Raw genomic sequence first — 26,049 nt, 5'->3', positions numbered from 1 at the left:
TTTTAAGTTATTATTATTGTTTGGTAATATCTAATATTTTTAATTCCGTCAATTCTTGACGATGACCGGCTTTACGACGATAATTTTTTCTACGCTTTTTCTTAAAGACTATAATTTTATTATCTTTAAGTTGGTTAGTAATTTCAGCCGTAACGACAGCCCCTTTAACTATTGGAGTCCCAATAAAAGAAGGCTTTGAGTATTCGCCAATCATTAAAATTTGATCAAACTGAATTTTAGAGCCAAGTTCTCCATCAATTTTTTCGACTTTAATAATACTATTTCTGTCTACTTTATATTGTTTTCCACCTGCTTTTATAACTGCGAACATGAAAACTATCTCTTTAAAAATTTATAAATATTTATCGTATCATATTATTATATTAGAAATTAGTCAATGATCTTTTTTTATAGCAAATCTATTGTCGAATATCTATTAACACAAATATAATTGCGTATTGAGTTACCGCAGCAAATATTGCGGCTAGCAAATCATCAAGCATAACGCCGATACTGCCCTTAATATTTTTGTCCAACCAATTAATAGGCCAGGGCTTTACTATATCAAAAAATCGGAATAGACAAAAAGGTAATACGAAAAGTAATATAATATTTATTGTTAGCGGACTAAAATATTTAATTAAATACGATTCATTAGCAAATAAAGCGGAAAAAAATACTAAAACAATAGTTAGTATTTGCCCTACTACTTCATCAATGATCACTTCTTTAGGGTCTTCTGAATTTGTATAATTTAAATATATTTTAGTAAAATAAGTGCCGAGTATTAAGAGTATCAAACATAGGCTAAAGCTTATAATAAATATACTGACAAGTTGAGCTTCACCGAGAGTAAGACTTAAGAAAGGAATGATTATTTTGTTATTAACAATAAAATATATTAAGAAATAAGTTAGAGGGAAAGCAGCAATCGATCCAAAAGTGCCTGGGCAGTATTTTATTTTCCCGATATAAAAAAAAGTAGCAAAAAATTCTGAAAATTGTTTTTTAGTAAACATTTCTTTAATTATTTTATCCTAGATTAGAGCTATAATATCTTATATAATTAAATTTTAACTTATACAGCAAAAAAAATATCATGGGAATGAGCTTGAGCCATTTATTAATAGTTTTATTAATTATTTTTGTATTATTCGGTGCCGGCAAATTACCGCAAGTCATGTCCGATCTTGCTAAAGGTCTTAAAGCTTTTAAAGATGGCATGAAAGACGACGGTAGTGATAATGATAAAAATAAATAATTAATCTTTAGTTAGTGTCGCTTTGTCATCCTGTGGCTTGACCAGCCTTGTTGCATGGCTTGAAAAACCTACTCAATGTCATTCGTACAACACATGGTCAGGTCACTGAGTGACCAAGATACAACAACGCCCTAATTTCCTGAAACAGTAGAATATATCCCATTCTCTTTCCTAATAATATCATATCGTCTCTGAGCTACCCCATCGATGAAATAAATATTACCGGATAAACCTATATAAGGTTGTCTACTGTTCATTCTATTTAAAAACCTTTCAGATGCAAATTCATTGCCTATATAGTTTGCAGTCATACGTCCTAAATCATAAGAAAGAAGATGCATGAAGCCTATATGGTTAATACCTAAGTCTTTTGCCCTATCCGGAACGTTGCTATTGAGTAAATTTAAAGAGCCGGTAAAGCTAATATCGATATTTTCAGGGTAATCGATATCAATACGATGATCACCGATTAAAATAGCCTTTTTATCTAAATTATATTTACGAATACTATCAGCAAGTAGGTTTAAATTTTTTGGATCGTCTGATAGATAAATAACCGGTTTTGTCGTGTCGCTACGTTCATTTATAATATCGGTATTGTCTGAAATATTTCTTGCGGCTTTTGCTATAGATTCAGGATTATCCTCATAAAATTCAGTGCGTGATAATGATGCATTGTTCTGAATCAATATATTTTGCATTACTTGACTAATAGTTTGCGAATGCTTCCCTTTAGGTAATAATGCCATAAAATCTTTATGGTTGTTACTTGCGTAATAATTAATGATACGTATCAGTTGTTTTAAAGGTGCATGACCGAATACAAATAATTTATCTTCTGCAAGAGCCGGATTATTTGACATAGTTATTATAATAATATCATTTGCCTTTGCTTTTTCGGCTATTAGAGAGGTAAAGTTAGAATATAGAGGACCTAAAATAATCTTAGTTTTACGTGCTACTATTTTATCCATAGCAGCTAAAACGTTTTTTTCGTCTGAACCATCGTAAGAAGTAACATGTATGTAAGATTTGATTCCGTCGTTAAGTCCCATTTTAATTAAATCTTTATATTGTTTCCCGACAATACTATCAGGACCCTGATTTGGCATTAAAATTGCAATCTCAATTTCTGTTTGTTCTTTTTTAGGAAAACTTATAGGTTCTTCTTTAGGAGTTTGACAGGACGTTAAATATATCAAGCAAAAAAATGATAGAACGATTCGTAGTTTATGTTTTATACTAGCCATAATGTTACTTAAAATTAAAAAACTATGATTAGATATCTTGCCAAACCGGGATTATATATTGTTTCAACACCGATCGGTAATTTTGCAGATATAACGCTTCGTGCTATATCGACTTTAAAAAATTCGGATATTATCTTATGCGAGGATACTAGAATATCACAAAAATTGCTAGCAAAACATGATATTCATACAAAATTACAAATTTATAATGATCATAGTGACGAGAAAGATAGAGAAAATATCATAAGTTTAATAAAATCGGGCAATATAATAAGCTTAATTTCTGATGCAGGGACTCCTTTAATTTCCGATCCCGGCTATAAGTTAGTTAGAGGTATACGCAATCTTAATTGTCATATAGACGTAGTACCGGGAGTATCTGCACCGGTTACTGCTCTAACTTTATCGGCTCTTCCTACTGATCGATTTTTATTTCACGGGTTTTTACCTAAAACTATAGAAAGTAAGAAAAAGATTTTTTCTGAACTAGTAAATCTTAAGGCTACTTTGATTTTTTTTGAAACGGCTCCTCGTTTGATAAATACTTTATCGGTAGCTAAGGAAATACTAGGAAACCGAGAAATATGTGTAGCTCGTGAGTTAACTAAACTGTATCAAGAAATAAAAACAGGGGATATAGATGAAATAATAGAGTTCTATCAAAATAATATTTTAAAAGGTGAGATAGTATTGTTGATTTCAGGAAATATACAGGAACAAAACCAACACAAAAATTTAGAAAAATTTATAGAACTTTGCTTAAGTAAAAACTTAAGTAGCAAAACTACTACCGAACTTGTTTATGACAAATTCAAAGATGTTTATAGTAAAAAAGAGATATATAGATTGGTGAATAAGCAAAAGATTTAATATAAATTTATAGTAGAATATTTACCTCAGAATATGCTAAAATAAAGAGAAAATCACATTCAGTAACATAATAATATGTCAAAAGTTAATCCGAGAGTAGATTTAGCATTTAAAAAAATCTTCGGAGTAGAAGAGAATAAAGATTTATTGATATCGCTTATTAATTCGATAGTAAGTGAGAAAGATCAGATTGTAGAAGTAACATTACTTAATCCGTATAATCCAAAGAATTTTAAAGCCGATAAACTATCTATACTTGATATAAAAGCCAAAAGTAAAAGCAGTAAAAGGTATAAATCGAAATCCAAGTAACCGATGAAGTGGATTACGATAAAAGAGCTTTGTATTACTGGGCGAAAATGTATACGGAGCAACTGAAAGAGGGATCAGATTATGTGGCATTAAATAAAACAATAGAGATACACATACTTAACTTTACCAGTATTACAGATACAGATGAATATCATAATTCTTTTCAGTTAAAGGAAATAAAAAGTGGTTTAGTATATTTTAAAGATATAGAGTTACATACGATAGAGATTAATAAATTTGCTAAGCATCCTAAGGAGGAGTTATCTGATGTTGTCAAGAAAGTTAAAAATGCTTTAGATATATGGCTAGCATTTTAACACGTAATGATTTATTAAATAAAGATAATTTACCGAAAGATTTGGATAATGATGTATTGAAAAAAGCATTAACCGTGCTTGAGGTAATAAATTTAAATGATGCAGAAAGAGAGGAATATGAAAATCGTTTAGAGTGGCTTAGAATTGAAACTAGTGCTTTTAAAAAGATGAAAGAGGAAGGAAGAGCTGAAGGCGAAGCTAGAAGAAATATTGAAATAGCAAAAGAAATGCTAATTGATAAAGAGCCTCTAGAAACAATAATTAAATATACTAAACTTTCAAAAGAAGAAATAGAAAAGCTAAAAGCAGAAATCGATGAGGCAGAAAAATAAAAAGTCGTCTGCGATATATACTCCGAGTAAATGAAGAATCGGCAGACGACCCATTATAAAAAACAGTATATTTAGTTAGCTGAGCTGTGAGGACAGCCGCAACCTTTTTGAGGCTTATTGCTTTCTGCCGAATCTTTAAGTTTTTTACCGGCTACCTGTATATCTTGACCTGCACCTTGCATTGTATTACAAGCACTTGTTAAGAAAGCTACAGCTACTAATATAGAAGTTATAAGTGCTGAACGCATAAATTTTACCTTTATCAAATTGAGCCTAGATATTATGAAGTAAGCAAAAAATTGTCAACTTGAAAATATATTAAAATTTAAAGTATTTGTACACATCACTTAGCCGTATCTTTATAATCACATAAGATATTTTGTTGATAAAATATTAATTTTTAATATTTCTTTAAGAATTAATATTTAAAAGATTTATAAAATGAAAGAAAAATCAATGATCAATTGAAAGAAGCACTATCTTTTATGAAAGACGGTGTCTTAGATTGTACAAATTTAGAGGGAATAAGCTTACAAGAGATTTTTAATTTTCTTCAAAATCCTTATATAGTAAAGGATAAAATTATCGCTCTTGATATATCAACTTATGAACATTGGAAAGAAGTAAATGATTTTATTTTGCAATTAAATGATAATTCATCTTTTAAGCCCCAAACTATAGAAATTTATACCTTCTATAGATATATGGAAGATATTTTGAATTTAAGATTAAAAACAGGCATAAATATTACTAATCATATTGATGTTAATATGACAGATCGCAGAAAAGAGGCTTTATTAAAAAAATTCTTAGAGAAATTTAAAAAAAATAATTTTACTAAAGATGAAGAACAGTTAAGTCAATTTATAAAAGCTGTATGTAAAGAAGATAAAACCCCGGATGGAAATGCAATATGGGCGAGCTTTACGGCTTGGTTCTAAGTATAATTTCAGTAAAATAGATAAACAATATTCTGATTTACAGGGTATTTTTAAAAAGTTACAAGAGACACAAATACAAAAAGTAAATTCAGAAATTCATCATTATAAACAGGAAGATGATTTACATTTTTATATGGTAAAAGTCAACGAAGCGAATATGTCTGCTTGGCAAGATTTTTTGGGTAAGCAGAGTAGCTTTCAAAGTTCTTATCAAGGTAATAATCTGGTGATAAAAATTTTTAAGGGGAAGTATGCCTTTTCCGCTAGCTTAGATTATCATGATCAAGGCTTAACCGATGTATTATGTAGCCTTTGTTTCCAATAAAATATGACTCGCGTGATACTTCATCTATAGAGATGTTTATAACCATGCTGACTTCTCAAAATGCAAGCTTTATTTCGCATTCTGGTATAGCAAGACTTCCAATATATCAAGAAAAACCTTTTATTATAAAACATAAAAATCTTGCAGTTAAACTTCATAGTTTTATTGCCGCCTGTGCCAAAGATATTTATTCTAATAAAAAAGAATATATGATTACTGTACTGGTAAAAGAAATGACACAAATAATTCTTAAAGAATATGAGAAAAAAGGAGTTTTAGATAAAATATATATATAGGACATCAGCAAGAAAATTTAGAGAATAAACAAACCCCTATAAAACTTATTGAGGATAATGACAAAACTTTATTTAGTCTTTATGATAAAAACGGTAATATATTACATGAATTAACTAGTGTACAAATGGAAGGAGCATTCGCTTGGTTTTGCAAACATCCGTATCTATGCAGGGGGCAAGGTAAAAGGTGCACCGTTCGTTACTTGTCATTTAGAAACATTAGCAACACTTGATTCTAAACCTAATTCTATAGAACATGAATATTATTCAGAAATAATTGGTAATTTATAAGATTTACTATAACTCTTATTTAAGGTTAAAATAATAATCGCAATACTCTTTAATAGGGCAGATGTCGCAATCGGGTTTTCTAGCTTTGCATATATATCTGCCGTGCAGAATTAGCCAGTGATGGGCATGCGTTAGCCATTTTGTATCGATAATCTGCAGTAGCTCGTTTTCTACTATTTCAGGAGTATCGCCTTTAGCAAGCCCGATTCTGTTGGCTACTCTAAAGACATGCGTATCAACTGCCATTGTAGGCATGCCGAATAAGCAATTTAGTACAACATTAGCAGTTTTTCTGCCAACGCCCGGTAGTTTAATTAATGCCTTAAAATCATTCGGTACTGAAGCTTGATAATTGCTTATCAATATTTTACATAATGCGATAATATTTTTTGCTTTGCTGTTAAATAGTCCTATAGATTTTATATATTTTTTAAGTCCTTCTTCGCCGAGTTCTAAAATTTTTTCTGGTGTATCATAAGTTGCAAATAAAGATTTAGTTGCTAAATTTACTGATATATCGGTGGCTTGAGCAGATAATATTACCGCTACTAATAAGGTAAAATCATTCTTATATATTAATTCGGTTTTCGGATTTGGATTATTCTTGCTAAAAATCTCAAAAATTTTATTAACTATTTGTGCTTGCATATATTGCTATAGAAAGTGTATTTTAGAAGATAAATTATTTAGAAGATAAATTATTGAGTCTTAAAATGCTAGAAAATAAAAATTTTAAATTTATAGAAAATGAGATAAAAAATAATAAAGTAGTATTGTTCATGAAAGGTATTAAAAAGTCGCCTGCATGCGGATTTTCAGGAACCGTAGTAGCTATTTTGAATAAATTAGGTGTAGAATTTCGTGATATTAATGTACTTTTTGATGCTGAATTACGTGAAGATTTAAAAAAATTTAGCGACTGGCCGACATTCCCACAATTATACATTAACGGAGAATTGGTCGGCGGGTGTGATATTGCTAGAGAGTTATATCAAAGTGGAGAACTTGAGAAGATGTTGAAAGCGTATACTCGGTGAATTTCAAAAATTGGCGTATTCGTCTAGTAAGTTCTGCGGTGTTTACGTATTCAGTATACGCTCCGCTCCTCGCCTTGCAGACTCCTTGCTCTTTTTGAAATTGACCTTCACTACTACTCAACCTTAATATTTTAAGTACATAAACATATAAAAACATGAGCAAATATTTAGAATACCCCGAAGTAGAAAGTAAAGAGCAGCCGCCGAAGAAGCTAGTAGTATTACTGCACGGTGTCGGCTCGGACGGACATGATTTAATAGGACTTGTGCCTTATATCAAAAATTATTTACCCAATTGTCATTTTATTTCCCCGCATGGTATCGAGGCTTATGATATGATGCCTTATGGTAGACAATGGTTTAGTTTGCAAGACCGCAGCCCGCATATTATGGCAAAGCTAATTGCAAATAATATTTCTAAGGTTGAAGATATAATAAAGCAAAAGCAGGACGAGTTAAATCTAACCAACAAAGATACTATCATTATTGGCTTTTCTCAAGGTACGATGATAGGATTATATTTAACACTAGTTCAAAAAGAGCCGTTTTGCTGTACTATAGGTTTTTCGGGTGCATTAATTCCACCTATGGAAGTGAATAATAAGCTTACTCCTATATGCTTGATTCATGGGGAATTAGATGAGGTGGTCGGTGTTAGTGAGATGTATAATGCTTCAAACTATTTATCTAAGCTGCATATAGAGCATAGCGGACATAAATTAACGTCTCTTGCTCATTCAATAGATGGACGGGGGCTTGAGATTGCGATTAATTTTATAAATAACCGTCATTGCGAGCAGCAGTAGGCTGCGTGGCAATCTCAGGATTGTGGTATGAGATTGCTTCGTCAAAATTTTCAATTTTTCCTCGCAATGATGATTAGATATCCACACAACAAAACCAAAAAAATATGAGGATGAATGAATATTTTTAATAATAATTTACACGAAACGGATAAAGAGATTAATGAAATAATAAAGCATGAAAAGCTACGTCAAAGTAGTGTAATCGAGCTTATTGCATCAGAAAATTTCGTAAGTCCTGCTGTGCTTGAAGCTCAAGGGGCGCTTCTGACTAACAAATATGCCGAAGGATACCCAAGTAAGCGATTCTATAACGGTTGCGAGGAAGTAGATAAAGCTGAAAATTTAGCTATAGAACGAGTAAAAAAACTCTTTAACTGCAAATATGCAAATGTCCAACCTCATTCAGGATCACAAGCAAATCAGGCTGTATATCTTGCTTTATTACAGCCGGGTGATACGGTTCTTGGTATGTCCTTAGATAGCGGTGGGCATCTAACGCACGGTGCAGCTCCTAATATGTCTGGTAAATGGTTTAACGCCGTTTCTTATAGCGTAAATAAAGAGACTTATTTAATCGATTATGATGAGATTGAACGCTTAGCGGATTTGCATAAACCAAAATTACTTATAGCCGGTTTTTCTGCTTATCCTCGTAATATTGATTTTGCAAAATTTAGAGAAATCGTGGATAAAGTAGGAGCTTACTTTATGGCAGATATTGCTCATATTGCAGGACTTGTTGCCACAGGTGAGCATCAAAGCCCTATTCCTTATGCTCACGCTGTTACCTCTACTACTCATAAAACACTTAGAGGTCCAAGAGGCGGTTTAATTTTATCTAACGATGAAGCGATAGGTCACAAAATAAATTCTGCATTATTTCCAGGACTACAAGGTGGTCCGTTAATGCATATAATAGCTGCAAAAGCCGTAGCTTTTTTAGAAAATTTGCAGCCTGAATATAAAAGTTATATTCAGCAGGTAATAAGTAACGCTAAAGCTTTAGCAAGTAGCTTGCAAGAAAGAGGATATGATATATTAACAGGTGGTACCGATAATCATATTGTTTTAGTGGATTTGCGTAAAGACGGAATCACGGGTAAGCTTGCCGCAAATTCTTTGGATAGAGCAGGGATTACGTGTAATAAGAATGCTATCCCGTTTGATGAAACTTCGCCTTTTATCACTTCAGGTATTCGCCTTGGTACTCCCGCATGTACTACTAGAGGTTTTAAAGAAAAGGATTTTGTATTAGTCGGTCATATGGTAGCAGATATTTTAGACGGCTTAAAAAATAATGAAGATAATAGCGCTCTTGAGCAGAAAGTATTAAATGAAGTGACAAAATTAATTGAATTATTTCCGTTTTATGGCTAATTTAAATAAACGACCTGATTGGATAAAAGTAAAAGCTCCTAATTCTACAGAGTACTATAATACAAAAGATTTAATAAAGAATCTGAGATTAAATACTGTGTGCGAGGAAGCTGCTTGTCCTAATATTGGTGAGTGCTGGTCAAAAAAACATACAACTGTGATGATTTTAGGTTCGGTTTGTACTAGAGCTTGTAGGTTTTGTAACGTTAAAACGGGTAGACCGGATTTACTTGATCCGTATGAACCGCAAAGGTTAGCGGAGGCGGTACAAAAGCTAAATCTTAAGCATGTAGTAATTACTTCCGTCGATCGTGATGATCTTGAGGATGGCGGAGCGTCACATTTTGCGGAGTGTATTAGCGAAATCCGAAAATCATCGCCAAATACTACTATTGAGATTCTAACACCCGATTTTTTAAGAAAAGAAGGAGCAGCTGAAATAATAGCAAACGCAAAACCTGACGTTTTTAACCATAATGTCGAAACAGTACCGTCTTTATACAAAACGATTAGACCGGGGGCTAGATATTATAATTCTTTAAGTTTACTGCATAATATTAAAAAATTATCTCCTGAAATTTTTACAAAATCCGGTATGATGGTAGGACTTGGGGAAGAAATAAATGAAGTAGTACAGGTTATAGATGATTTAAGAGAAGCAAAGGTTGATTTCCTAACTATCGGGCAGTATCTGCAGCCTACCAAAAATCATGCTGAGGTCGCAAAATATGTTACGCCGGAAGAGTTTAAATATCTAGAGCGAGTAGCAAAAACAAAAGGATTCTTGATGGTTTCGGCAAGCCCGCTGACCCGTTCTTCATACCATGCTGATGAGGATTTTCAAAAATTAAAAGAGAATTACCAACAAAAACTGGTGTCTTAAAATATCATGCTTATTGCCTGTGTGGTCAGTTTTCATAGCTATTATCTTTGTTTACTAAAGTAAATAATCCTTATGTTGATTAATTTATATATATGATATCATACGTGTAGTAACACACGTGTATACGAGTATTTTATGCAGAAGAAATTGACAATTACTATAGATGAAGCGGTTTATTATAGGCTTTATTCTGTAATAGGTGAACGTAAAATTAGCAAATTTATTGAGCAACTTGTAAAACCTTATGTAATTAATGAGAAGCTTGGAGCCGCTTACAAAGCCATGGCTCAAGATATAAAAGCTGAGGAGAAGGCCAATGAGTGGGTAGAAGGGTTAATAGAACGCGATTTTTATGAAAAGAGCTGAGGTATGGTGGTCGACTTTAATCCTTTGTTAGGTGGGAAGTCGCTAAGGTAAGACTGGCAATAATTACTCAAATGCTTCATTAAATCGTGTGCAAGTAATACCTTTAACTAGTAACATCGATAAATGCTATCCTTGTGAAGCCTACGTAATGATAGGTAGCAAAAAAGGTAAAGCCATGACTGATCGAATAATGACAGTAAGCAAATTAAGATTAAAATCTAAAATTAACGTTATCTCTAATGAAGATATACAGCTTTTAAAATATGCTCTTAAGTTACAGCTAAGTCTATAACGACTATTTATTCAATATTTGGTACAATGATAAACGTAGAAATTGTAAGAAACTACAACAAATGGCGTGAGCATAAGCAGATAAATAAGAGTTTAATCAAAAAAATAACTCAAAATATTTTATTGCGGTTTGATAATTTTAGTAAAATAAAACAATTTGAATTATCAATTTTACTAACAAATGCTGCAGAAATATTGACCTTAAACAAACAATTTCGTAATATAGAAAAAGCTACTAACGTTCTTTCTTTTCCAAGCAACGAATTAAATTGGCAGGATTTATATTCTAAACTTGAATTTTTAGGTGACTCTGATTATATGCATTTAGGTGATATAGCATTTTGTTATGAGGTAATATATAACGAATCGTGCGAGCAGCACAAAACTTTTGAGAATCATTTTATTCATCTTTTAATACATAGTATTTTACACTTAATTGGTTTTGATCATCAAAATGACACAGAAGCAAATATTATGGAAAATCTAGAAATTGAAATATTATCATATTTCGGTATTTTCCCCCCTTATTAACTAAATAAAAAAATTTATGTTAAAATCTTCAAAAAAAGAAGATTCTAGTAAAAAAAATCAAAATAATAAGTTAATTTTTACTGTACGAAAATTATTCTCTCCGATAAAAAATTTTTTTAGAAAAACAAAAACGCCCGATAATTTTTTTGGTGTCATAAAACGCCTTAAAATTAATAGCCAAAAAATGACTTTAGACGAGCGTAATATTTTAGCTAATTTATTGGAGCTAGAAGATAAAACTATTGAAGATATAATGGTACCGCGTTCCGATATTGCGGCAATAAAATTAACTACGAATCTAGAAGAATTAAGTGAGTCTATTAAGTTAGAAGTCCCACATACACGAACTCTTATATATGACGGTACTTTGGATAATGTAGTAGGGTTCATTCATATCAAGGATTTATTTAAAGCATTGGCTACAAAGCAAAACGGTCGTTTAAAAAAGCTTATACGTAAGCATATAATTGCAGCTCCTTCTATGAAATTATTAGATTTGCTAGCAAAAATGCGTCGTGAGAGAACACATATTGCAATAGTTGTTGATGAATATGGCGGTACTGACGGTTTAGTTACTATTGAAGATCTGATAGAAGAAATAGTAGGACGAATAGATGATGAGCATGATCAGCAATTAGATAGCGATAATTTCAAGGTTATTAATAACTCAACAATTATTGCAAATGCACGTGTTGAAGTAGAAGTGCTTGAAGAAATAATAGGAGAAAAGCTACACAATGATTATGATGAATTTGATACGATAGGTGGATTAGTATTGACTAGAGTCAGTAGTGTTCCGGCTATCGGTACTAGAATAGATATTTCAGAAAATATTGAAATTGAAGTTACAGACGCAACTCCTCGTTCTTTAAAACAAGTCAAAATTAGACTAAAAAACGGTTTGAATGGTCAATGAATACGAATTTAGAGTCGGTGTGTCCTCTAAATTCGTTAAAAATATTTTATTATTATATTGCAGCTTGTGCTTCATTTCCTATCATCGGACTTTCTTGCGAAGTTGCGTCTGTATAATGCTCATATGCTAGCATTGCTCCCATTGTTGCTACTATATCGGCACCACATTTGAGAATAAAAGCCGGAGATTTAAGTAAATCACCTGCTATCACATAAAATTCCAACAGCACATGCTCTTACTACTGCAAGCTTACCATACCAAGGGGTTGGTATCATCACTTCTAAATAATTCTACTATTTTGTTAAGCATAAAAATAAACCTAATTAGTTAATATTAAATGTTAGTTATGCGATATATAACTAAACATTAACTAATTGTCAATGATAATTACCATGAAACATGGACAATATAATTTTATGCAATTATTGTCATTTGACTTAGCAGAGAAATTTGAGTTAAATATCAAAGCTCTATACATAAAAAATTATCATTATGAATGAATTATATATTAAACTACAAAATTACAGTGGTACATATCCTGAAGAAATTGTTACAAAAACAAAAATGCTTGAATTTTTAAATGAATATGAAAACCCTTTTAGCTGAGATTTACAAATAGGACATTTCACTGCTTCGGCTTTTTTACTTAATAATGATAAAACTAAATTTTTATTGATGCACCATAAAAAGCTTGATAAGTGGCTTCAACCAGGCGGTCATTGTGATGGAGATAGTAATATATTAAATGTAGCGGTTAAAGAAGCTATAGAAGAATCCGGAATTAATGAAATCAAAACGATAAATAAGGAGATTTTTGATATAGACACCCATTATATTCCGCGAACTCATAAGGAGCCTGCTCATTATCACTATGATGTACGATTTTTACTAAAAACAGTAAATAATGATAATTTTATAAAAAATAACGAATCGAATGAACTTAAATGGTTTAACTTTTCTGATTATTCAAAATTAGCTATTGAGCTAGAACGTTCTGTTACTAGAATGATAGAAAAGTTTATGACAATTAACCATCCTGCTTGTTAAATATAAATTATTGCTCTATAATAAATAGCGTTTTTTAAATAAAATGTAAATCAAATGCCATCATCTAGAATTTTTTCATTCCGTAGTAAGAACAAGGAAGATAATACTCCAAAAAACCTAGAAATTACGCATCCAGATTCAATTAATAAGAACAGATATCCGAACTCTCTAGCAGGCTAAGTTGTTACTATTAAACTTAAGGATTAACCTCAGCCTCATAATTTTATAAAGAGTGAAAAAGTTACCCTAACTTCATTTAAACCGCCTTCTTATTAAAGTAAAGACGATCTCTTAAAGGATTTTGAGATTTTCTTAGATAATATAGAGACTAAAGCTTTAGGAGAGATTGATTCATAGTAACATCGATAGTTTTATGCTGTAAGGTTCCTAGCTAAAAAGGGCATTACCCGCGTGGATCAAAAAACGCGTTCGGTGTCATACCGTGGCTTGACCACGGTATCTTGGTCAAAGACTTGTATTCTTAGATTCCGTGGTCAAGTCGCGGGATGACAATAATTTATTTTATGCTATTTTTTGATATTCACAATATATTTTTCTTACTGCATAAATCCACGCTAAGCATACAAAAGTAAATACCACCATTAGAATTGGTGAGATTAAGGTAAAAGTAGCGGTTGGAACTAAAGTAAAAATAATAGATTGCACAAGACCGCTAGAGGATTTGCCGACTTTTGCACTTATCACGTCAACCGCAGCTTTGCCTTTGGTTTTAAGCTCCTCATCAAGAGGGATATATAACATTTCTCTTGAAGTATCCCATATAGAATATTTAGTACCTTTAGCTAAAATATTTTGAATACCACCGATTGAAACGGCAAGAGCAAGAGGTGACATTAAAATTGCTCCATCAAATAATGATAAAATTTGTTGGTCAAATACGATAAGTACAAAGAACAAAATGCCGGTCACCATTATTATAACCGGTGAAATAACTGCTGCTACAAACCAGTTGTGCATACGCATAATGTTATTACCGATGATGGTCATAACCATTATTGCCACGCCTGTCCAAAGTATATACAGACTGTTAAATTCAGCATAGGTATTTACAGTCGGATATAATTCCTTAATTTTTGCTTTCCATACGGCTTCGACTAAGTTAATAGCAAATCCGAAAGCTGCCGAACAAATTAAAAGTAGCCATAAATATTTTGATTTCGCAATATATTTAAAGCTTTTAATTAGCCCCATACGTTCTGAAGTTGAGCGACCGCTTTTTGCTTTAGCATAAAATAACGGATTAGTAAAAACGTTCTTGCTAATAAATCTAACTAACAAACAACAAATAATAGCAACAATTGCCACAATTGTCGTGGATACTTGAACTAAAGTGATTTTACTATCCGAAATACTCATAAACTTCTTAATAATAGTATCTTCCGATGATAGATTCATCATTAAAAAGCCGACTAATATTAAAGAAGAGTTGCCGAATAGCGAAAAGAGAGTATAAAATCTTTTTGCTTCTTCGGTAGTAGTAAGTTCATTAGCGAACTGCCAAAATAATAATACGTAAAAAATATTAGGCCAAAGCTCGGCAAGACTATAATATACTATATAACCCCAATTACCTACTAATGAGATGTACCACTTAAAATGAGGATAACGTTCCATCCAGTCAGCTAGATTATTGGGATGTACATGAAAAATATGAATATTAGGATAGATTACAAAAGTGAATAAAACAAAAAAGCTGATAAAAAATGCACTTAAATAATAAAAGATCTTTTCAAAAGTAAGATAATTAATCATTTTAGCATAAATAATCACGAATAAAGCAGCGGCAGGCGTAACGCAATAAACTTTAGCAAAACCTGCTATTTCTGCACTAATCTCGGAGATTAAAATACTATCTTTTAAGATTCGTAAAACATTTTGATTAAATAAAATACAAAACATTAAGGTACTCATCGGAATAAACTTTCCGAGTTCGTAATTATGCACAGGCCAAAATGCCGCTCTGAATTTGTTTTTAAACGATCGTGATGAGGTACTTAGCATTATAAATCCCTAAGGACAAAAAAAAAACTTAAGCACTTCAAGATTTTATGAAAAGATATTTCCCCTAAAATTTTAGAGCCTATATACTTGTTATTACATTCTGAAGGTGCTGAACTTATACAATATATTTAGCCTTTTGTCAAGAATTACTAGATACTCTCAATGCTAGATAGTAATAAACTACAGGAATATTTTGACCTTTATAATAATTATACAAAGACACATAATTTAGGTAATTAATATTTAAAATCAGGTAAAATAGTAATGCAAACAGAGCATTATAGGGTGTTGTATTACTCGGCGTTATCCCGTGGTTTGTCCAGAGATTCCAGTAAAAATAAATTAAAAATGGATTCCCGCTTTCGTGAGAATGACAAAGGGGAAGTCGGGAATGACATAGAAAGAAGTCAGGATGACATCAAAACTTTCCTAATCATCCTCTCTATCTTCAACTCACTGGAAATATTTTTTTTAGCTCGTGACAAAAGTTTTATTGAAACTTTGAGAAGCTACGGTGAAGTTTATTGAATAGATTGGCTAGAGATTGAGGAACCTAAATATTTACTAGACGACTATGTGCATAAAATAATCGAAGTAATAGATAATTTGAAAATTAAAGACATTAATTTAATAGGTCATTGTATCGGCGGTAACCTTGCGATAGCTACAAACGTACTTATGCCTAAATTTATCAAAACTCTGACTTTACTTACCTGCCCGTGGGATTTTTCTCATTTTTTCTATATAAGAATGTTGCATCGATATTTAAAACTAGATAGTGGCATAGACAATTTACCGATAATTCCTAAAATTCATATTCAAATTTTATTTTTTCTTTTATTCCCTGATTATTTCAATGCTAAATTAAAAAATTTTTTCTCTATAACTTCCGATAAGGAGCAAGAATTAGCATTGAGAATAGAGAATTGGCTTATGTCAGGTAATAGTATATCTCAGGAGGTTTATAATCAAATTATACAAAATATATTAGATAAAAATATGTTTATAAATCTTAAATGGAAAATCGAATAATTTTATTATTGATCCGAGTTTAATTCATTGTCCTGTATATATATAGTAGCAGCAGAAGATGATCAAATAGTACCTAAATTTTCCATTTTACCTTTGCAAAAATTATTAAAAAACTCTAATGCTTATAGATGTAGCAGGCGGACATATTAGTTATTTAATAAATGATAAACTAGATAAATTGTTTAAGGAGTACACATTATGACAAAACTGGTTTATATAACTTATGCGAAAAGGACTGCTTTCGGCTCGTTTATGGGTAGCCTTAGTACAACGGCTGCACCTATGCTTGCTGCTCATTTAATAAAGGATATACTGCAAAACAGCAAAATCGATCCAGCTTTAGTAGGTGAGGTAATCCTTGGACAGGTAATAACCGGGGGTAGTGGGCAGAATCCGGCGAGGCAAACTCTGATTTATGCGGGAATACCGAAAGAAGTGCCGGGCTATACGATTAATAAAGTATGCGGCTCAGGTCTTAAAAGCGTAAGTACTTGCAGCAAATTCAATTATGATGGGTGATAATGCAATAGTTATAGCAGGTGGGCAGGAGAATATGTCGCTCTGTACGTTAGCTATATCAGAGCAGGAGCTAAATTCGGCGATATTAAAATGGTTGATCTAATGCAGTATGACGGATTAACCGATGTATTTTCAGGAGTATTTATGGGTATTACAGCCGAAAATATCTCGAAACAGTTTAATATTAGCAGACAACAGCAGGACGAGTTTGCCTTAAGCTCTCACAAGAAAGCAGCTAAAGCACAGCTAGCAGGAGTTTTTAAAGATGAAATCTTACCTGTCGAAGTAACGATTAAAAAAACTACTAGTTTGTTTGATCATGATGAAACAGTAAGACCTGATATCAGCCTTGAAATTCTGAGTAAATTACGTCCTGCTTTTGATAAAAACGGTGTAGTTACAGCGGGTAATGCTTCCTCTATTAATGACGGTGCGGCATGTCTTATGGTAGTTTCCGAAGAAGCTTTGAAAAAGCATAATTTAACGCCGCTAGCTCGTATTGTTTCTTATGCTTCAGCCGGTGTTGATCCAAGTATTATGGGTACTGCCCCTGTTCCTGCATCCAAAAAAGCTTTAAGTAAAGCAGGTTGGAGCGTTAATGATTTGGAAGTTATCGAGGTTAATGAGGCGTTTGCCGCTCAAAGTATTTATGTAAACCGTGAAATGAAATGGGATATGGAGAAGGTTAATGTTAACGGTGGAGCAATAGCCATCGGTCATCCGATCGGGGCAAGCGGCGGACGTGTACTTATTACTCTGATACACGGCTTACGCAGAGCTAAAGCTAAAAAAGGCTTAGTTACTTTATGTATCGGTGGCGGTATGGGTATGGCTATGTGCGTTGAAGCGGTTTAAATGTGCATTTGACTATATAGGCATTCATTGCTTTATTTGCTAAAGAAGAAAGTTGTATTCATCTGAATTAACTATAGTTCATTGTAATATATATCTGATCTAATATCTCTACAACCTAATAATGCATCATTACAATGTGTTATTGTATTTATAAACTCATGAAAGGTAGAAAAATGAGAGAATGCCTCCGGTTCATAACTCTCCCAATAATTTTCTGCTTCTTCTATATTATTACAAACACGCTTTAGCTTTTGACCAAAATATTTAGGAATATTCCCTAAATTTTTTGCCTAACTCCATACCATAAAATAGTTAGGATTAAAATCAGTAGAATCTATAAGAGGAGTTAGTTTAAAATGCTTCAATAAATTAGAAAAGTTATTTATGAGCTTATGAGAGGCTAACGCTTCATTGGGTATATAATTCTCATCATCAAATTGATGAAATATTTTTAATCTTTTTAGGCATATAGGTATCTCTTTTGCAAGTTCCATATAACGGAGAAGATAGAAATTGGGTATTATAAAAGGTATAAGTTTGATTGCTTTTAAGCCATTCCTGGTCATTATTTATTATTTGTGCATCTTCATGGATATGCATCATTCCCATCAATTAAACAAGACAATATATAACTTAAGGTAGCTAATTGTATGCTTGGTGACCAGTTTATAGGATTCCAATAAGACCAAATGCTAGACACTATATATTTAATAATTTCCTTAATTAGTTTGCATTTATTATATCCTATTTGGGTTAAGGAAATATATTAAATGAATTTATAAAATACTAAATTTTATTAAATCATTAATAATTTGGTGATAATTGTGTTAATTATACACATCTTTATATGCTATAAATAGTAACATTAAAAAGTTGTTTACTTCTTCTAGTTTCATACTTAGGATATTTCTATTTTAAGTGTACACTTCTTTTGATGTACAATCAATCTGATGAACAAATCAAATCTATCCTCGGTGTATGGAAGATTATTGAAGTACTAACTCCTAATAAAAACGAAAATTTAAATAGATATTTTGACATTATTAGAGAACATACCGATAAAAAAGGCAGTTTTAGTTGCAAACTGGATAAGAAAGAAACACTTTGTTCTTAAAAGATGCTTAGTTTGTGGATAAAACAAAACTCGGTATTGATCTTGAGAAAAACGAAGTAGCAGTGCATTGGCATATTTATCTCGGTTATTTAAAATGGTCGGAAGCTGCACTTGATATTTTAAAGAAAATCCAAAATATCACTAAATTAGATCAAGAGTTCTTAAATGATTATAATAACCATCAAGATAAGCAAGAGCAACCGACAAACACCTATTGCTGGTTTAACTATAGATGAAAACGGTAAATATATTGAAGGATTGATGGTTATCTCTACTGCTGCTTATGCTCTCGGTAGAATCATGAGAGATGAGTTCCAAGAAAAAGAATTAAAAGATTTACCAAATTTTGTAGATAATAATAACAGCCTAATAGAGGAAGTATTTTCAGAAAGTGAGAGAATATATGTTAAGGATAAAAAGCAAGATTCTTGAGTTAAAACTCTAGATTTAAAAATGATTAACCTTATGATTGATCTTGTAGTGCAGAAGTTAGAAATTGACAAAAAATATTTATTTAGCCGCTCTGAAATATGCTTAAGAAGAGTTACCTCGCATAAAAAGAAAAAAGATAAACCGGTAATTTATAATTTTGCCGCTCCTTCCTTAGAAATGTTTAATAGTTTTTTTCTAAGACCATTAGATTTTGTACGAAGTAATATAGAAAAATTTGACTTGGAATCAGCAATTGCCAAATATCTCGGTAAAGAAGATAAGCCGGATTCCATAGATGTTTTAAAGCATCAAGAAAGTCTACAAGAACTGTTATCTCCATTTATGATGCAACCGATGCGTTGGTGTTCATCGCCGAGTCATTCTCTTGCGGTACTGCAAGCTGTTGCGATTAATTTGGTATTACCCTCTTTTCAGGAAAGCTTTTTGCTGTTAATGGTCCACCTGGTACAGGAAAACCACTATACTTTTTGATCTTATAGCAAATATCTATGTAGATCGTGCTTCTTATTTAGTAACTTTAAAGATCCTAAGGAGGGGTTTCAAAATAAAAAATCTTCCTTACATACACCAAATTTTGATTATCATGTTAATTCTTTAAAACCGGAATTACAAACTTACGGTATGGTTGTTGCATCATCTAATAACAATGCCGTTGAAAATATATCTAAAGAAATATCGTTATATAGTAAAATAGATAAGCTATATCATAAAGATTTAAGTTATTTTAAATAACTTTTATTGAAAGAGGAAAAAGAGAAAGATAGGGGTATATTTGCTGCGGTGCTCGTTAATCATGGAAATAAAAAGAGATTTTCAAATAAGTTTTGGAAATATAAAGATGAAGAAGAAAACGATGATAAGAATGATGCAAAACATACAATGCTGCAATATCTTAATCTGCTAGTTAATAATAAATGTAGAGATAAAGCCCCTGCACATTTTAAACCTGAGTATTGTAATTCTATAGATGAAATTAATAATGAATGGAAAGAAGCGTGTGCTGGTTTTAACAATTTATAAAGTGAAATTCATGAAGTTTATGAAAATATTGCATCAGTTATTGAATTTAATAAAAAGAAAAGAGAGTTAATTAAGGAAGAGGATTGATATATGCAGAAAAAAAGAAGAGTAAAATGAGTTAGAATTAGAACTTGATTATAAAAGCTCTAAAAATACTTAAAATTGATTGTGAAATAAAATTATTAAATTTGGGTTTTTTTGAAAAAATTCATGCATTTTTTAAAACCGCAAAATACAATTCTTGCTATGAGCAAAAACGGGATTTAATTAAGCTAAAAAATAAATCTTCAGAAGAAATTGACTGGATAAAAACTGATATTAAGAATATTAAAGCTGCAATTAAGAAAATTGAAGTTTCTGTAGAAGAAATAAAACAGCTTAACGACGATATAAGCTTGGCTATCGTAAGTTTAAAAGATAAATATTTCAATATTAAGGATTTTGAAGAAGATTTATTTTGGAAAAATTGGCAAGAAAATTTTTAACTTACAAAATTGCTTGGCAAAATTTCTTTATGGTCATACCTGTTGTGTCTACAACTTTTCACTCATTCGATAAAATGTTGGCAACATCCGAACATAATGCAATTCCTTGGTTATTTATTGATGAAGCAGGGCAGATACCGCCACAATACGCAGCTAGTGCTATTTACAAATCAACAAAAGTCGTAGTAGTCGGTGATCCGCTGCAAACAGATCCTATTTCTATATTAAAGCAAGATTTAATCAAATTATGTGAACATTTTAAGGTTTCATATCCTGAGTGGTCACCTTCGGAAGTTTCATTGCAAAACCTAGCTGACCGTAATTCTTTATATCAAACAAAAATAGATGATGTTACGGTTAGTTTCCCTTTATGAGTGCATAGAAGATGCCAAAATCTGATGTTTAAAATATGTAACAAAATAGCTTACGGTGACAAAATGATTTTTGCTACCTCTGATTGTAACTTTGATATTAGAACGATTTTAGGTACTTCAAAATGGATAGATATAAAAGATAATAAGGTTCAACGTTATAAATATGAATCGGAAGCCGAATTTCAAAAATGACTAGAGTTATTAAAACCAAGTATTAAAAGAGAAAAATGGGGATGATTTGCTCAAACAAATTTATATCATTACAATGTATAAAGATTACAGCGAATCTATTCGTAGAAAATTGAATGAAATATATGACGATTCAAGATATGAGAAAACAATTCAAGTATTTGGATATAAAAATATCGCCACTATTCATGCATTTCAAGGCACAGAAAATGATACGGTAATAATACTACTAGGAGCTCAGCATCCTCTTGATAAAGGTGCACGAAATATAATGACGCAAAAGCCAAACGTTTTAAACGTCGGTATTAGCAGAGCTAAAAATAACCTTTATATTATCGGTAGCCTTGAGATTTGGCTGAAACATAAATATATGCCGGAAATCTATAATATGCTTGGTGATAAAGATTATACTTAGATAGCACTACAAGAATTGGTTAACTGTCTAGACTGGGGGGGTACGTTATGCACAAACCCTTAACCAGTTTAGATTAGCCTTGATTCAGGCTACGCTTAGGCCTGTTTATGCATTAGTACCAGCTCCAAATATTTAGTTTAAATATATTTTACCCCATGCTCATTAGTCCGGCTAAAATAAGCTCCTTATCATCATTATTAATTGCTTCGTAGATTAAATTAGGGCTTAGTAATGTAGTGGCCACTTGTAGCAATTCTGGATTATTGAAAAGCGGTTGGTAATAAATCCTTTGCTATAAATGTAATTATACTAGTGGATTCGTTTATTTCTTGAAGTATTATTGTCTCAATTTTCTTTCTTAAATCTATAACTGTTCCTTTAGTAATGTTGCCATCTAAAAGTTGCCCCATCCAGTTTGTTATTTGCTATATACTAACATTGTTTTCTAAAGTTTGTACTTTACTTGATATTTCGTTTATTTGTGTTTGTATCACTGCACTATCTTTAATGTTAGCAGTTTCTAATTTCGTAATTATTTTTTTACTGTTGCGTTGAATATATTTAACTTTTGTTGCGTTTGTTTTTCTGCCATTTCATTAACTTCATCTTCTAAATCTACAACTGTCCCCTCGGTAATTTCGTTTCCTATAAGTTCTGTTATACTTTGAGTTATATTTATTATGTCGTTTTGATCTGTTAGCTTCTGAACCTTATTAAGTATTCTATATAAGCTATTCTCTATATGGGCTTGTCTGCTTCATCAATATTAGTACTATTTTGTAAGTTAAAAATTATCTTGTCTATTATTTGGTAAATATTTGCTTCCTCTGCAATAATAAGTTTTTCGTCCTCGTTCTTATATATATATTTGTTTTATTGAATTGATTATTTAGCTCATTTACTCTTAAAGTTAATAAGTCATATATATTTTTAAAATTATTTTTTATAACTAAATTTAATACTGTTTCACCTTTATTATTAACATGATGAATAGCTTGAATAGTCGTTCTAGGTATTAATATAACTCACAAACCCTTTCTAAACCCTTCCATACAGCTAAAGTTAAGGCTATAGTACCATATAAGTTTTGGTAATAGTATTAATAGCCGGATCGCTCATTAGAGGGATTAGTGACATGCATACTTTACTTAAGCCTTTACTAGCAGCATAAGTTAAAACCGTTTCACCATTGCTATTAATAGTACTAATAGCCTGATTAGACATTTTAGAGATTAGTTGCAAACTTTATCTAATCCCTTTATAAGCAGCTAAAGTTAAAGCCGTATCTGTTATCGTCTATCTTGTTAAGCGTGTCACCGTTTAGCTCTTTAACTAAATTTTCTGCTTCTTCTTCCGTACTTTCTTTTATTACTAAAATTAGTTGATTATATTTTAGCTCATCAAGCTTGAGGTTTTGCTGTTGTTTTTCTTGTTCTTCCAATAGTTTTCTTTTTTCTTCCTCTACTTGTTGTGTTTCTAGTTCTTGCTTTTGCTGTTCTTCATATTTCTTTTCTGCTTTTTTTGGTTATAGTTTTATTTCTGTACAGATATTCATTAATTATTTTAAATGTTGCCTCGCCTATGTTGTTCCAAGGAAGATAAAGCGACGTTAAAGATCTATTAGCTTTAAGTGCTGCAGCTAAATCTTTTGCTTGTTCATCAGTTATATTTTTATTACTAAGGTCACTTGTTGTACTTTCGGATAATATTTTGTGCCAGTTTGTTTTAAAAATGTTTAGTATGAACATAATTATATTCTTATTAAATTCTATAAATTTTAATATTTTGTTAAAAATGAGCTATAGACAGAATCATAATAAGAAACTTTAAGAACGCAATAGAAATTTCACTAAAAGCATAAATAAATTGGAATTGATTTAGGGAATTTTTGAATATATAGAAGATTAAGAGAGGTTATTTTAATAAATGATAATAATTACAATTAGTAATTTAATATATTAGTTAATTATTTTAAACAATCAGTTACTACATTTGCAGCAACCGCAATCTCATTAGCAATTGAGGTTGTGTCTGTTGCACTTAAGGATAATGACCGCTCTATTTGCCGGCGTGTCACTAAGTATAGTACCGGACAATTTTTAAAAAGCCCTAGATGTCATCCCTGCGAAAGCAGGGATCCAGGCTAAAAAATCTTAATTTTAAATATTTTTTATTATATCATTTTTTTCAAGGTAAAACTTTTAAAAAAGCTTTAAAGTACTGGATTTCCGCTTTCGCAGGAAGGCATTGTTGTGTGGATCAATTTCACCTCTGTCATCCCGTGGCTTGACCACAGGGTCCATAAAAACAATAAAAAATACTAATAATTTTAGTATTTTTAACTGGATCCCGCGGTCAAGCCACGGGATGACAGAGGTGAAATTGATCCACACAACAATGCCTCGCGGGAATGACAGTAGCACCTCAAATTGTTTGATTAAATCAGTCATAATTTAATCCTTTAAATAATATCTCAACTACTAAGCTATAATTATTGTAAGTTGAGTATTGAAGTGTTATAATATCTTATGTGGGTTCGTCCTTTCCCACCAATGAGCTGAAGAGGTCGTTTACTGGGTAGCGGGATACGATTTTGTATGTTGTGATTGCGTAGTTAACGCCTTAGATTTATTCCTTAATTTCTGCTATTTTGCATCTCGATTATATACCAGCTACCGGCTTCATCTTTAACCTTTAAATCAAATATGCTTTTTTTCCTTTATTGAGCATAGGTACTTGCTCTATGGGCATAAACTCTATTTCTTTAATTCTAAAACCCTCCTGAAGTTCAAGAACTGCATTGATACATTCCTTTAATCTCTCTAAATCACGAAAGATTTTTTTAAACAAACTATCATTCGTTGGGTCTAAATATCTTTGCATATTAATTACTACTTTTAGTATTGTTTATACTATTTTCTATATTTAGTAATTATGGCTTTTGATATCTTACTTATGTACTTTCCGAATAAACCGTAATTTTTTGGTGTGTAATTGCTACTCATATATAAATTCTATTAAACCTAAGGTTACAGGAGATAAACCTTATATTTATATAGTGTATTATAGGTTTTCCTACTTATGATTTAGCAGATTTGTATAATTTATGTTGTAATCAAAAGCTGAAATAGCTAGGTTATTTTGAATAAATAGAATTTAACTATTGTAAGAAGTAAAAAATGAAAGAACAAAAATTATTTATAAATGAGATGAATTATATAAATCAACACTTGGAAATACAGAAGGAGTACAAGGTTGGTGTTGGGGTTTGTTTCACAAATACGATAGTAGTTTACCTTATGTTTCTTGGCGTGCTAATGAAGATATAAATGATATAAGAAGTGCAGTTTCGCAAGGCGTAAATAATATATTTAATGAAGTAATAGATGGTTTTCGCAACATAAGTGATATAAAATTGGCTACCTTAGAGGAAGTAACACAATTAAAAGATTTAGTAGCAAATGATAAAGTAAAATTAGGATGTACCATGTGTAATAATGGTAGCACAGACTGTAGTAATAAAGAAGAAACGTTGAAATTTTTAAACCTTTATATTTCCGACCCAACCCTTGAGCTTTATTTAAGTCCTCACTCAATTCTGGTAATAGGTGCAATTTTTATACACAAAAACTGAAAAATTTTGGTATAAACAATTAATTCTATTAAAAAAAATTTTTACAAAAAGCCCTCCAATCCCTTATTTTACGAGGAATAGCTCCTAGTTTGTATAGCGTACATATTTTTAGAAAAAAAATGGCTAAAATTGGTGAAATTTGTAGAAAATAACGTATAAGTAACAGAAAATATTAGAGAAAAGTCTAGCATAAACTAACATATGAATAGCATAGAACATATTAGTAGGTTTGTATTAAGAGCTGAAATCCTTGTTAAATCAAGGCAATAAGGCGATAATGTGTATTTGCGAACCTAAATTTGAAAGGCGGAAATCTTGATTACTCCTTGGCTTTTCCATTCGATAAACTACAAGAATTGGCTAACTATCCAGACTGGCGGAGAGAGAGGGATTCGAACCCTCGATACGGTATGACCCGTATAACGGTTTAGCAAACCGCCGCCTTCGGCCACTCGGCCATCTCTCCGGTTATGGCTTTACTTTATATC

Annotated in this window: 40 protein-coding genes, 1 tRNA gene and 4 pseudogenes; 31 read left to right on the top strand and 14 right to left on the bottom strand. The window is 31.5% G+C overall.

All coding sequences use genetic code 11. The features are described 5' to 3' along the window. Nucleotides 1–13 precede the first annotated feature (13 nt). A complete protein-coding gene (rplU, locus tag RC_RS05765) occupies nt 14–331 on the bottom strand; it encodes a 50S ribosomal protein L21 (RefSeq protein WP_004997480.1) in 318 nt (105 codons plus the stop codon). An 88-nt stretch (nt 332–419) separates the two neighbouring features. Further along, a complete protein-coding gene (locus tag RC_RS05760) occupies nt 420–1,019 on the bottom strand; it encodes a phosphatidylglycerophosphatase A family protein (protein WP_010977732.1) in 600 nt (199 codons plus the stop codon). An 80-nt stretch (nt 1,020–1,099) separates the two neighbouring features. On the opposite strand from RC_RS05760, the gene RC_RS05755 reads away from it, so the two are divergent. After that, nucleotides 1,100–1,261 carry a twin-arginine translocase TatA gene (locus tag RC_RS05755; RefSeq protein ID WP_010977731.1) on the top strand — a complete coding sequence of 54 codons (162 nt, stop codon included), beginning with the start codon at nt 1,100–1,102 and terminating at the stop codon, nt 1,259–1,261. Nucleotides 1,262–1,392: 131 nt separating this feature from the next. On the opposite strand, the gene RC_RS05750 is transcribed toward RC_RS05755, so the two are convergent. Then, nucleotides 1,393–2,511 (bottom strand): penicillin-binding protein activator, encoded by a 1,119-nt coding sequence (locus RC_RS05750; protein ID WP_010977730.1) that lies wholly within the window; start codon nt 2,509–2,511, stop codon nt 1,393–1,395. 24 nt (nt 2,512–2,535) lie between these two features. On the opposite strand from RC_RS05750, the gene rsmI reads away from it, so the two are divergent. From rsmI to RC_RS10520, 4 genes are all read left to right on the top strand, one after another. After that, the gene (rsmI, locus tag RC_RS05745; RefSeq protein ID WP_010977729.1) at nt 2,536–3,381 is read left to right on the top strand and encodes a 16S rRNA (cytidine(1402)-2'-O)-methyltransferase; all 846 of its coding nucleotides are present in this window, start codon (nt 2,536–2,538) and stop codon (nt 3,379–3,381) included. Between the two features lie 75 nt (nt 3,382–3,456). Further along, on the top strand, nt 3,457–3,693 hold the full coding sequence (locus tag RC_RS10865) for a PD-(D/E)XK nuclease family transposase (RefSeq protein WP_010977728.1): 237 nt from the start codon (nt 3,457–3,459) through the stop codon (nt 3,691–3,693). Between the two features lie 8 nt (nt 3,694–3,701). Further along, nucleotides 3,702–4,010, top strand: coding sequence for an Rpn family recombination-promoting nuclease/putative transposase (locus RC_RS10860; RefSeq protein ID WP_010977727.1), 309 nt, complete (start codon nt 3,702–3,704; stop codon nt 4,008–4,010). Beyond that, complete coding sequence (locus RC_RS10520; RefSeq protein ID WP_010977726.1) at nt 3,995–4,342, top strand: hypothetical protein; 348 nt, start codon at nt 3,995–3,997, stop codon at nt 4,340–4,342. The genes RC_RS10860 and RC_RS10520 overlap by 16 nt, the downstream gene beginning before the upstream one ends. A 71-nt stretch (nt 4,343–4,413) precedes the next feature. Here RC_RS10520 and RC_RS05730 read toward each other — a convergent pair whose 3' ends face one another. Next, nucleotides 4,414–4,590 carry an entericidin A/B family lipoprotein gene (locus RC_RS05730; RefSeq protein WP_016830947.1) on the bottom strand — a complete coding sequence of 59 codons (177 nt, stop codon included), beginning with the start codon at nt 4,588–4,590 and terminating at the stop codon, nt 4,414–4,416. 216 nt (nt 4,591–4,806) lie between these two features. Between RC_RS05730 and RC_RS08670 the strand changes: the two genes are divergently transcribed. The 4 genes from RC_RS08670 to RC_RS10505 all read left to right on the top strand — a co-directional run bounded on the left by RC_RS08670 (nt 4,807) and on the right by RC_RS10505 (nt 6,195). Continuing rightward, on the top strand, nt 4,807–5,283 hold the full coding sequence (locus RC_RS08670) for a hypothetical protein (RefSeq protein WP_010977724.1): 477 nt from the start codon (nt 4,807–4,809) through the stop codon (nt 5,281–5,283). Continuing rightward, a complete protein-coding gene (locus RC_RS10515) occupies nt 5,243–5,608 on the top strand; it encodes a hypothetical protein (protein ID WP_010977723.1) in 366 nt (121 codons plus the stop codon). Before RC_RS08670 ends, RC_RS10515 begins: the two co-directional genes overlap by 41 nt. Further along, entirely contained in the window at nt 5,596–5,904 is a 309-nt protein-coding gene (locus RC_RS10510) for a hypothetical protein (protein ID WP_010977722.1), read from the top strand. Before RC_RS10515 ends, RC_RS10510 begins: the two co-directional genes overlap by 13 nt. Before the next feature lie 117 nt (nt 5,905–6,021). Beyond that, entirely contained in the window at nt 6,022–6,195 is a 174-nt protein-coding gene (locus RC_RS10505) for a hypothetical protein (RefSeq protein WP_010977721.1), read from the top strand. Nucleotides 6,196–6,210: 15 nt separating this feature from the next. Here the strand turns inward: RC_RS10505 and nth are convergent, their stop codons facing one another. Beyond that, entirely contained in the window at nt 6,211–6,843 is a 633-nt protein-coding gene (gene nth / locus RC_RS05705; RefSeq protein WP_010977720.1) for an endonuclease III, read from the bottom strand. A 65-nt stretch (nt 6,844–6,908) separates the two neighbouring features. On the opposite strand from nth, the gene grxD reads away from it, so the two are divergent. From grxD to tlyC, 8 genes and pseudogenes are all read left to right on the top strand, one after another. Next, a complete protein-coding gene (gene grxD / locus RC_RS05700; protein WP_012151266.1) occupies nt 6,909–7,232 on the top strand; it encodes a Grx4 family monothiol glutaredoxin in 324 nt (107 codons plus the stop codon). A gap of 155 nt (nt 7,233–7,387) precedes the next feature. Beyond that, nucleotides 7,388–8,038 (top strand): alpha/beta hydrolase, encoded by a 651-nt coding sequence (locus RC_RS05695; RefSeq protein WP_010977718.1) that lies wholly within the window; start codon nt 7,388–7,390, stop codon nt 8,036–8,038. A gap of 114 nt (nt 8,039–8,152) precedes the next feature. Continuing rightward, nucleotides 8,153–9,415, top strand: a complete 1,263-nt coding sequence (gene glyA / locus RC_RS05690; protein WP_010977717.1) for a serine hydroxymethyltransferase — start codon at nt 8,153–8,155, stop codon at nt 9,413–9,415. Next, nucleotides 9,408–10,298, top strand: coding sequence for a lipoyl synthase (gene lipA, locus RC_RS05685; RefSeq protein ID WP_004997515.1), 891 nt, complete (start codon nt 9,408–9,410; stop codon nt 10,296–10,298). The genes glyA and lipA overlap by 8 nt, the downstream gene beginning before the upstream one ends. 135 nt (nt 10,299–10,433) lie before the next feature. After that, entirely contained in the window at nt 10,434–10,664 is a 231-nt protein-coding gene (locus RC_RS05680) for a hypothetical protein (protein ID WP_010977715.1), read from the top strand. 70 nt (nt 10,665–10,734) lie between these two features. Continuing rightward, nucleotides 10,735–10,956, top strand: a pseudogene (locus tag RC_RS05675) (type II toxin-antitoxin system PemK/MazF family toxin); the annotation flags it as partial. Nucleotides 10,957–10,982: 26 nt separating this feature from the next. Next, nucleotides 10,983–11,486: an rRNA maturation RNase YbeY gene (ybeY, locus tag RC_RS05670; protein ID WP_010977713.1), complete on the top strand. Its 504-nt coding sequence runs from the start codon at nt 10,983–10,985 to the stop codon at nt 11,484–11,486. A 16-nt stretch (nt 11,487–11,502) separates the two neighbouring features. Further along, nucleotides 11,503–12,402: a hemolysin C gene (tlyC, locus tag RC_RS05665; RefSeq protein WP_010977712.1), complete on the top strand. Its 900-nt coding sequence runs from the start codon at nt 11,503–11,505 to the stop codon at nt 12,400–12,402. Between the two features lie 52 nt (nt 12,403–12,454). On the opposite strand, the pseudogene RC_RS08660 reads toward tlyC, so the two are convergent. After that, a pseudogene (locus RC_RS08660) lies at nt 12,455–12,677 on the bottom strand (hypothetical protein). A 217-nt stretch (nt 12,678–12,894) separates the two neighbouring features. On the opposite strand from RC_RS08660, the gene RC_RS05660 reads away from it, so the two are divergent. Together RC_RS05660 and RC_RS05655 are read left to right on the top strand one after the other, a co-directional pair. Further along, complete coding sequence (locus RC_RS05660; protein WP_041471743.1) at nt 12,895–13,008, top strand: hypothetical protein; 114 nt, start codon at nt 12,895–12,897, stop codon at nt 13,006–13,008. A 9-nt stretch (nt 13,009–13,017) separates the two neighbouring features. Then, nucleotides 13,018–13,449 carry an NUDIX hydrolase gene (locus RC_RS05655; RefSeq protein WP_071597818.1) on the top strand — a complete coding sequence of 144 codons (432 nt, stop codon included), beginning with the start codon at nt 13,018–13,020 and terminating at the stop codon, nt 13,447–13,449. Between the two features lie 522 nt (nt 13,450–13,971). Here RC_RS05655 and tlc5 read toward each other — a convergent pair. Continuing rightward, nucleotides 13,972–15,471 (bottom strand): GTP/GDP exchange transporter Tlc5, encoded by a 1,500-nt coding sequence (gene tlc5 / locus RC_RS05650; RefSeq protein WP_010977709.1) that lies wholly within the window; start codon nt 15,469–15,471, stop codon nt 13,972–13,974. A gap of 162 nt (nt 15,472–15,633) precedes the next feature. Between tlc5 and RC_RS11105 the strand changes: the two are divergent. The 11 genes and pseudogenes from RC_RS11105 to RC_RS09250 all read left to right on the top strand — a co-directional run bounded on the left by RC_RS11105 (nt 15,634) and on the right by RC_RS09250 (nt 21,927). Then, a pseudogene (locus RC_RS11105) lies at nt 15,634–16,705 on the top strand (alpha/beta fold hydrolase). After that, nucleotides 16,702–17,877, top strand: a pseudogene (locus RC_RS05635) (acetyl-CoA C-acetyltransferase). The pseudogenes RC_RS11105 and RC_RS05635 overlap by 4 nt, the downstream one beginning before the upstream one ends. 934 nt (nt 17,878–18,811) lie before the next feature. Further along, complete coding sequence (locus RC_RS05625) at nt 18,812–18,991, top strand: hypothetical protein (RefSeq protein WP_014411028.1); 180 nt, start codon at nt 18,812–18,814, stop codon at nt 18,989–18,991. A gap of 14 nt (nt 18,992–19,005) precedes the next feature. Then, complete coding sequence (locus RC_RS09280; RefSeq protein WP_010977702.1) at nt 19,006–19,227, top strand: hypothetical protein; 222 nt, start codon at nt 19,006–19,008, stop codon at nt 19,225–19,227. Further along, a complete protein-coding gene (locus RC_RS09470) occupies nt 19,157–19,423 on the top strand; it encodes a hypothetical protein (RefSeq protein WP_010977701.1) in 267 nt (88 codons plus the stop codon). Before RC_RS09280 ends, RC_RS09470 begins: the two co-directional genes overlap by 71 nt. A gap of 21 nt (nt 19,424–19,444) precedes the next feature. Then, complete coding sequence (locus RC_RS09275) at nt 19,445–19,915, top strand: hypothetical protein (RefSeq protein ID WP_010977700.1); 471 nt, start codon at nt 19,445–19,447, stop codon at nt 19,913–19,915. A 267-nt stretch (nt 19,916–20,182) separates the two neighbouring features. Further along, the gene (locus tag RC_RS09270; protein ID WP_010977699.1) at nt 20,183–20,464 is read left to right on the top strand and encodes a hypothetical protein; all 282 of its coding nucleotides are present in this window, start codon (nt 20,183–20,185) and stop codon (nt 20,462–20,464) included. Nucleotides 20,465–20,652: 188 nt separating this feature from the next. Then, nucleotides 20,653–20,949: a hypothetical protein gene (locus RC_RS09265; RefSeq protein ID WP_041471776.1), complete on the top strand. Its 297-nt coding sequence runs from the start codon at nt 20,653–20,655 to the stop codon at nt 20,947–20,949. Then, entirely contained in the window at nt 20,922–21,323 is a 402-nt protein-coding gene (locus tag RC_RS09260; RefSeq protein WP_010977697.1) for a DNA2/NAM7 family helicase, read from the top strand. The genes RC_RS09265 and RC_RS09260 overlap by 28 nt, the downstream gene beginning before the upstream one ends. A gap of 24 nt (nt 21,324–21,347) precedes the next feature. Then, nucleotides 21,348–21,515 (top strand): hypothetical protein, encoded by a 168-nt coding sequence (locus RC_RS09690; RefSeq protein ID WP_164490345.1) that lies wholly within the window; start codon nt 21,348–21,350, stop codon nt 21,513–21,515. A 46-nt stretch (nt 21,516–21,561) separates the two neighbouring features. Next, the gene (locus RC_RS09250; protein ID WP_010977695.1) at nt 21,562–21,927 is read left to right on the top strand and encodes an AAA domain-containing protein; all 366 of its coding nucleotides are present in this window, start codon (nt 21,562–21,564) and stop codon (nt 21,925–21,927) included. A gap of 260 nt (nt 21,928–22,187) precedes the next feature. On the opposite strand, the gene RC_RS09685 is transcribed toward RC_RS09250, so the two are convergent. The 6 genes from RC_RS09685 to RC_RS05570 all read right to left on the bottom strand — a co-directional run bounded on the left by RC_RS09685 (nt 22,188) and on the right by RC_RS05570 (nt 24,810). Next, a complete protein-coding gene (locus tag RC_RS09685; protein WP_164490344.1) occupies nt 22,188–22,337 on the bottom strand; it encodes a hypothetical protein in 150 nt (49 codons plus the stop codon). Between the two features lie 658 nt (nt 22,338–22,995). Beyond that, nucleotides 22,996–23,151: a hypothetical protein gene (locus RC_RS05585; RefSeq protein WP_233417446.1), complete on the bottom strand. Its 156-nt coding sequence runs from the start codon at nt 23,149–23,151 to the stop codon at nt 22,996–22,998. A 34-nt stretch (nt 23,152–23,185) separates the two neighbouring features. Beyond that, nucleotides 23,186–23,368 carry a hypothetical protein gene (locus RC_RS05580; protein WP_010977693.1) on the bottom strand — a complete coding sequence of 61 codons (183 nt, stop codon included), beginning with the start codon at nt 23,366–23,368 and terminating at the stop codon, nt 23,186–23,188. 58 nt (nt 23,369–23,426) lie between these two features. Beyond that, on the bottom strand, nt 23,427–23,675 hold the full coding sequence (locus RC_RS05575) for a hypothetical protein (RefSeq protein ID WP_010977692.1): 249 nt from the start codon (nt 23,673–23,675) through the stop codon (nt 23,427–23,429). Nucleotides 23,676–24,128: 453 nt separating this feature from the next. After that, nucleotides 24,129–24,377, bottom strand: coding sequence for a palindromic element RPE4 domain-containing protein (locus tag RC_RS08650; RefSeq protein ID WP_029374486.1), 249 nt, complete (start codon nt 24,375–24,377; stop codon nt 24,129–24,131). Nucleotides 24,378–24,621: 244 nt separating this feature from the next. Then, nucleotides 24,622–24,810, bottom strand: coding sequence for a hypothetical protein (locus RC_RS05570; protein ID WP_004997554.1), 189 nt, complete (start codon nt 24,808–24,810; stop codon nt 24,622–24,624). Nucleotides 24,811–25,195: 385 nt separating this feature from the next. On the opposite strand from RC_RS05570, the gene RC_RS05565 reads away from it, so the two are divergent. Continuing rightward, nucleotides 25,196–25,561, top strand: a complete 366-nt coding sequence (locus RC_RS05565; protein WP_010977691.1) for a hypothetical protein — start codon at nt 25,196–25,198, stop codon at nt 25,559–25,561. Between the two features lie 374 nt (nt 25,562–25,935). Here RC_RS05565 and RC_RS05560 read toward each other — a convergent pair. After that, nucleotides 25,936–26,027: transfer RNA gene (locus RC_RS05560), tRNA-Ser, on the bottom strand. Nucleotides 26,028–26,049: the final 22 nt, after the last annotated feature.

The organism is Rickettsia conorii str. Malish 7 (genome assembly GCF_000007025.1).
GTDB classification, from domain to species: domain Bacteria; phylum Pseudomonadota; class Alphaproteobacteria; order Rickettsiales; family Rickettsiaceae; genus Rickettsia; species Rickettsia rickettsii.
Note: the sequence above shows the minus strand (reverse complement) of the source record. Positions and strands in the feature narration are given on the sequence as shown.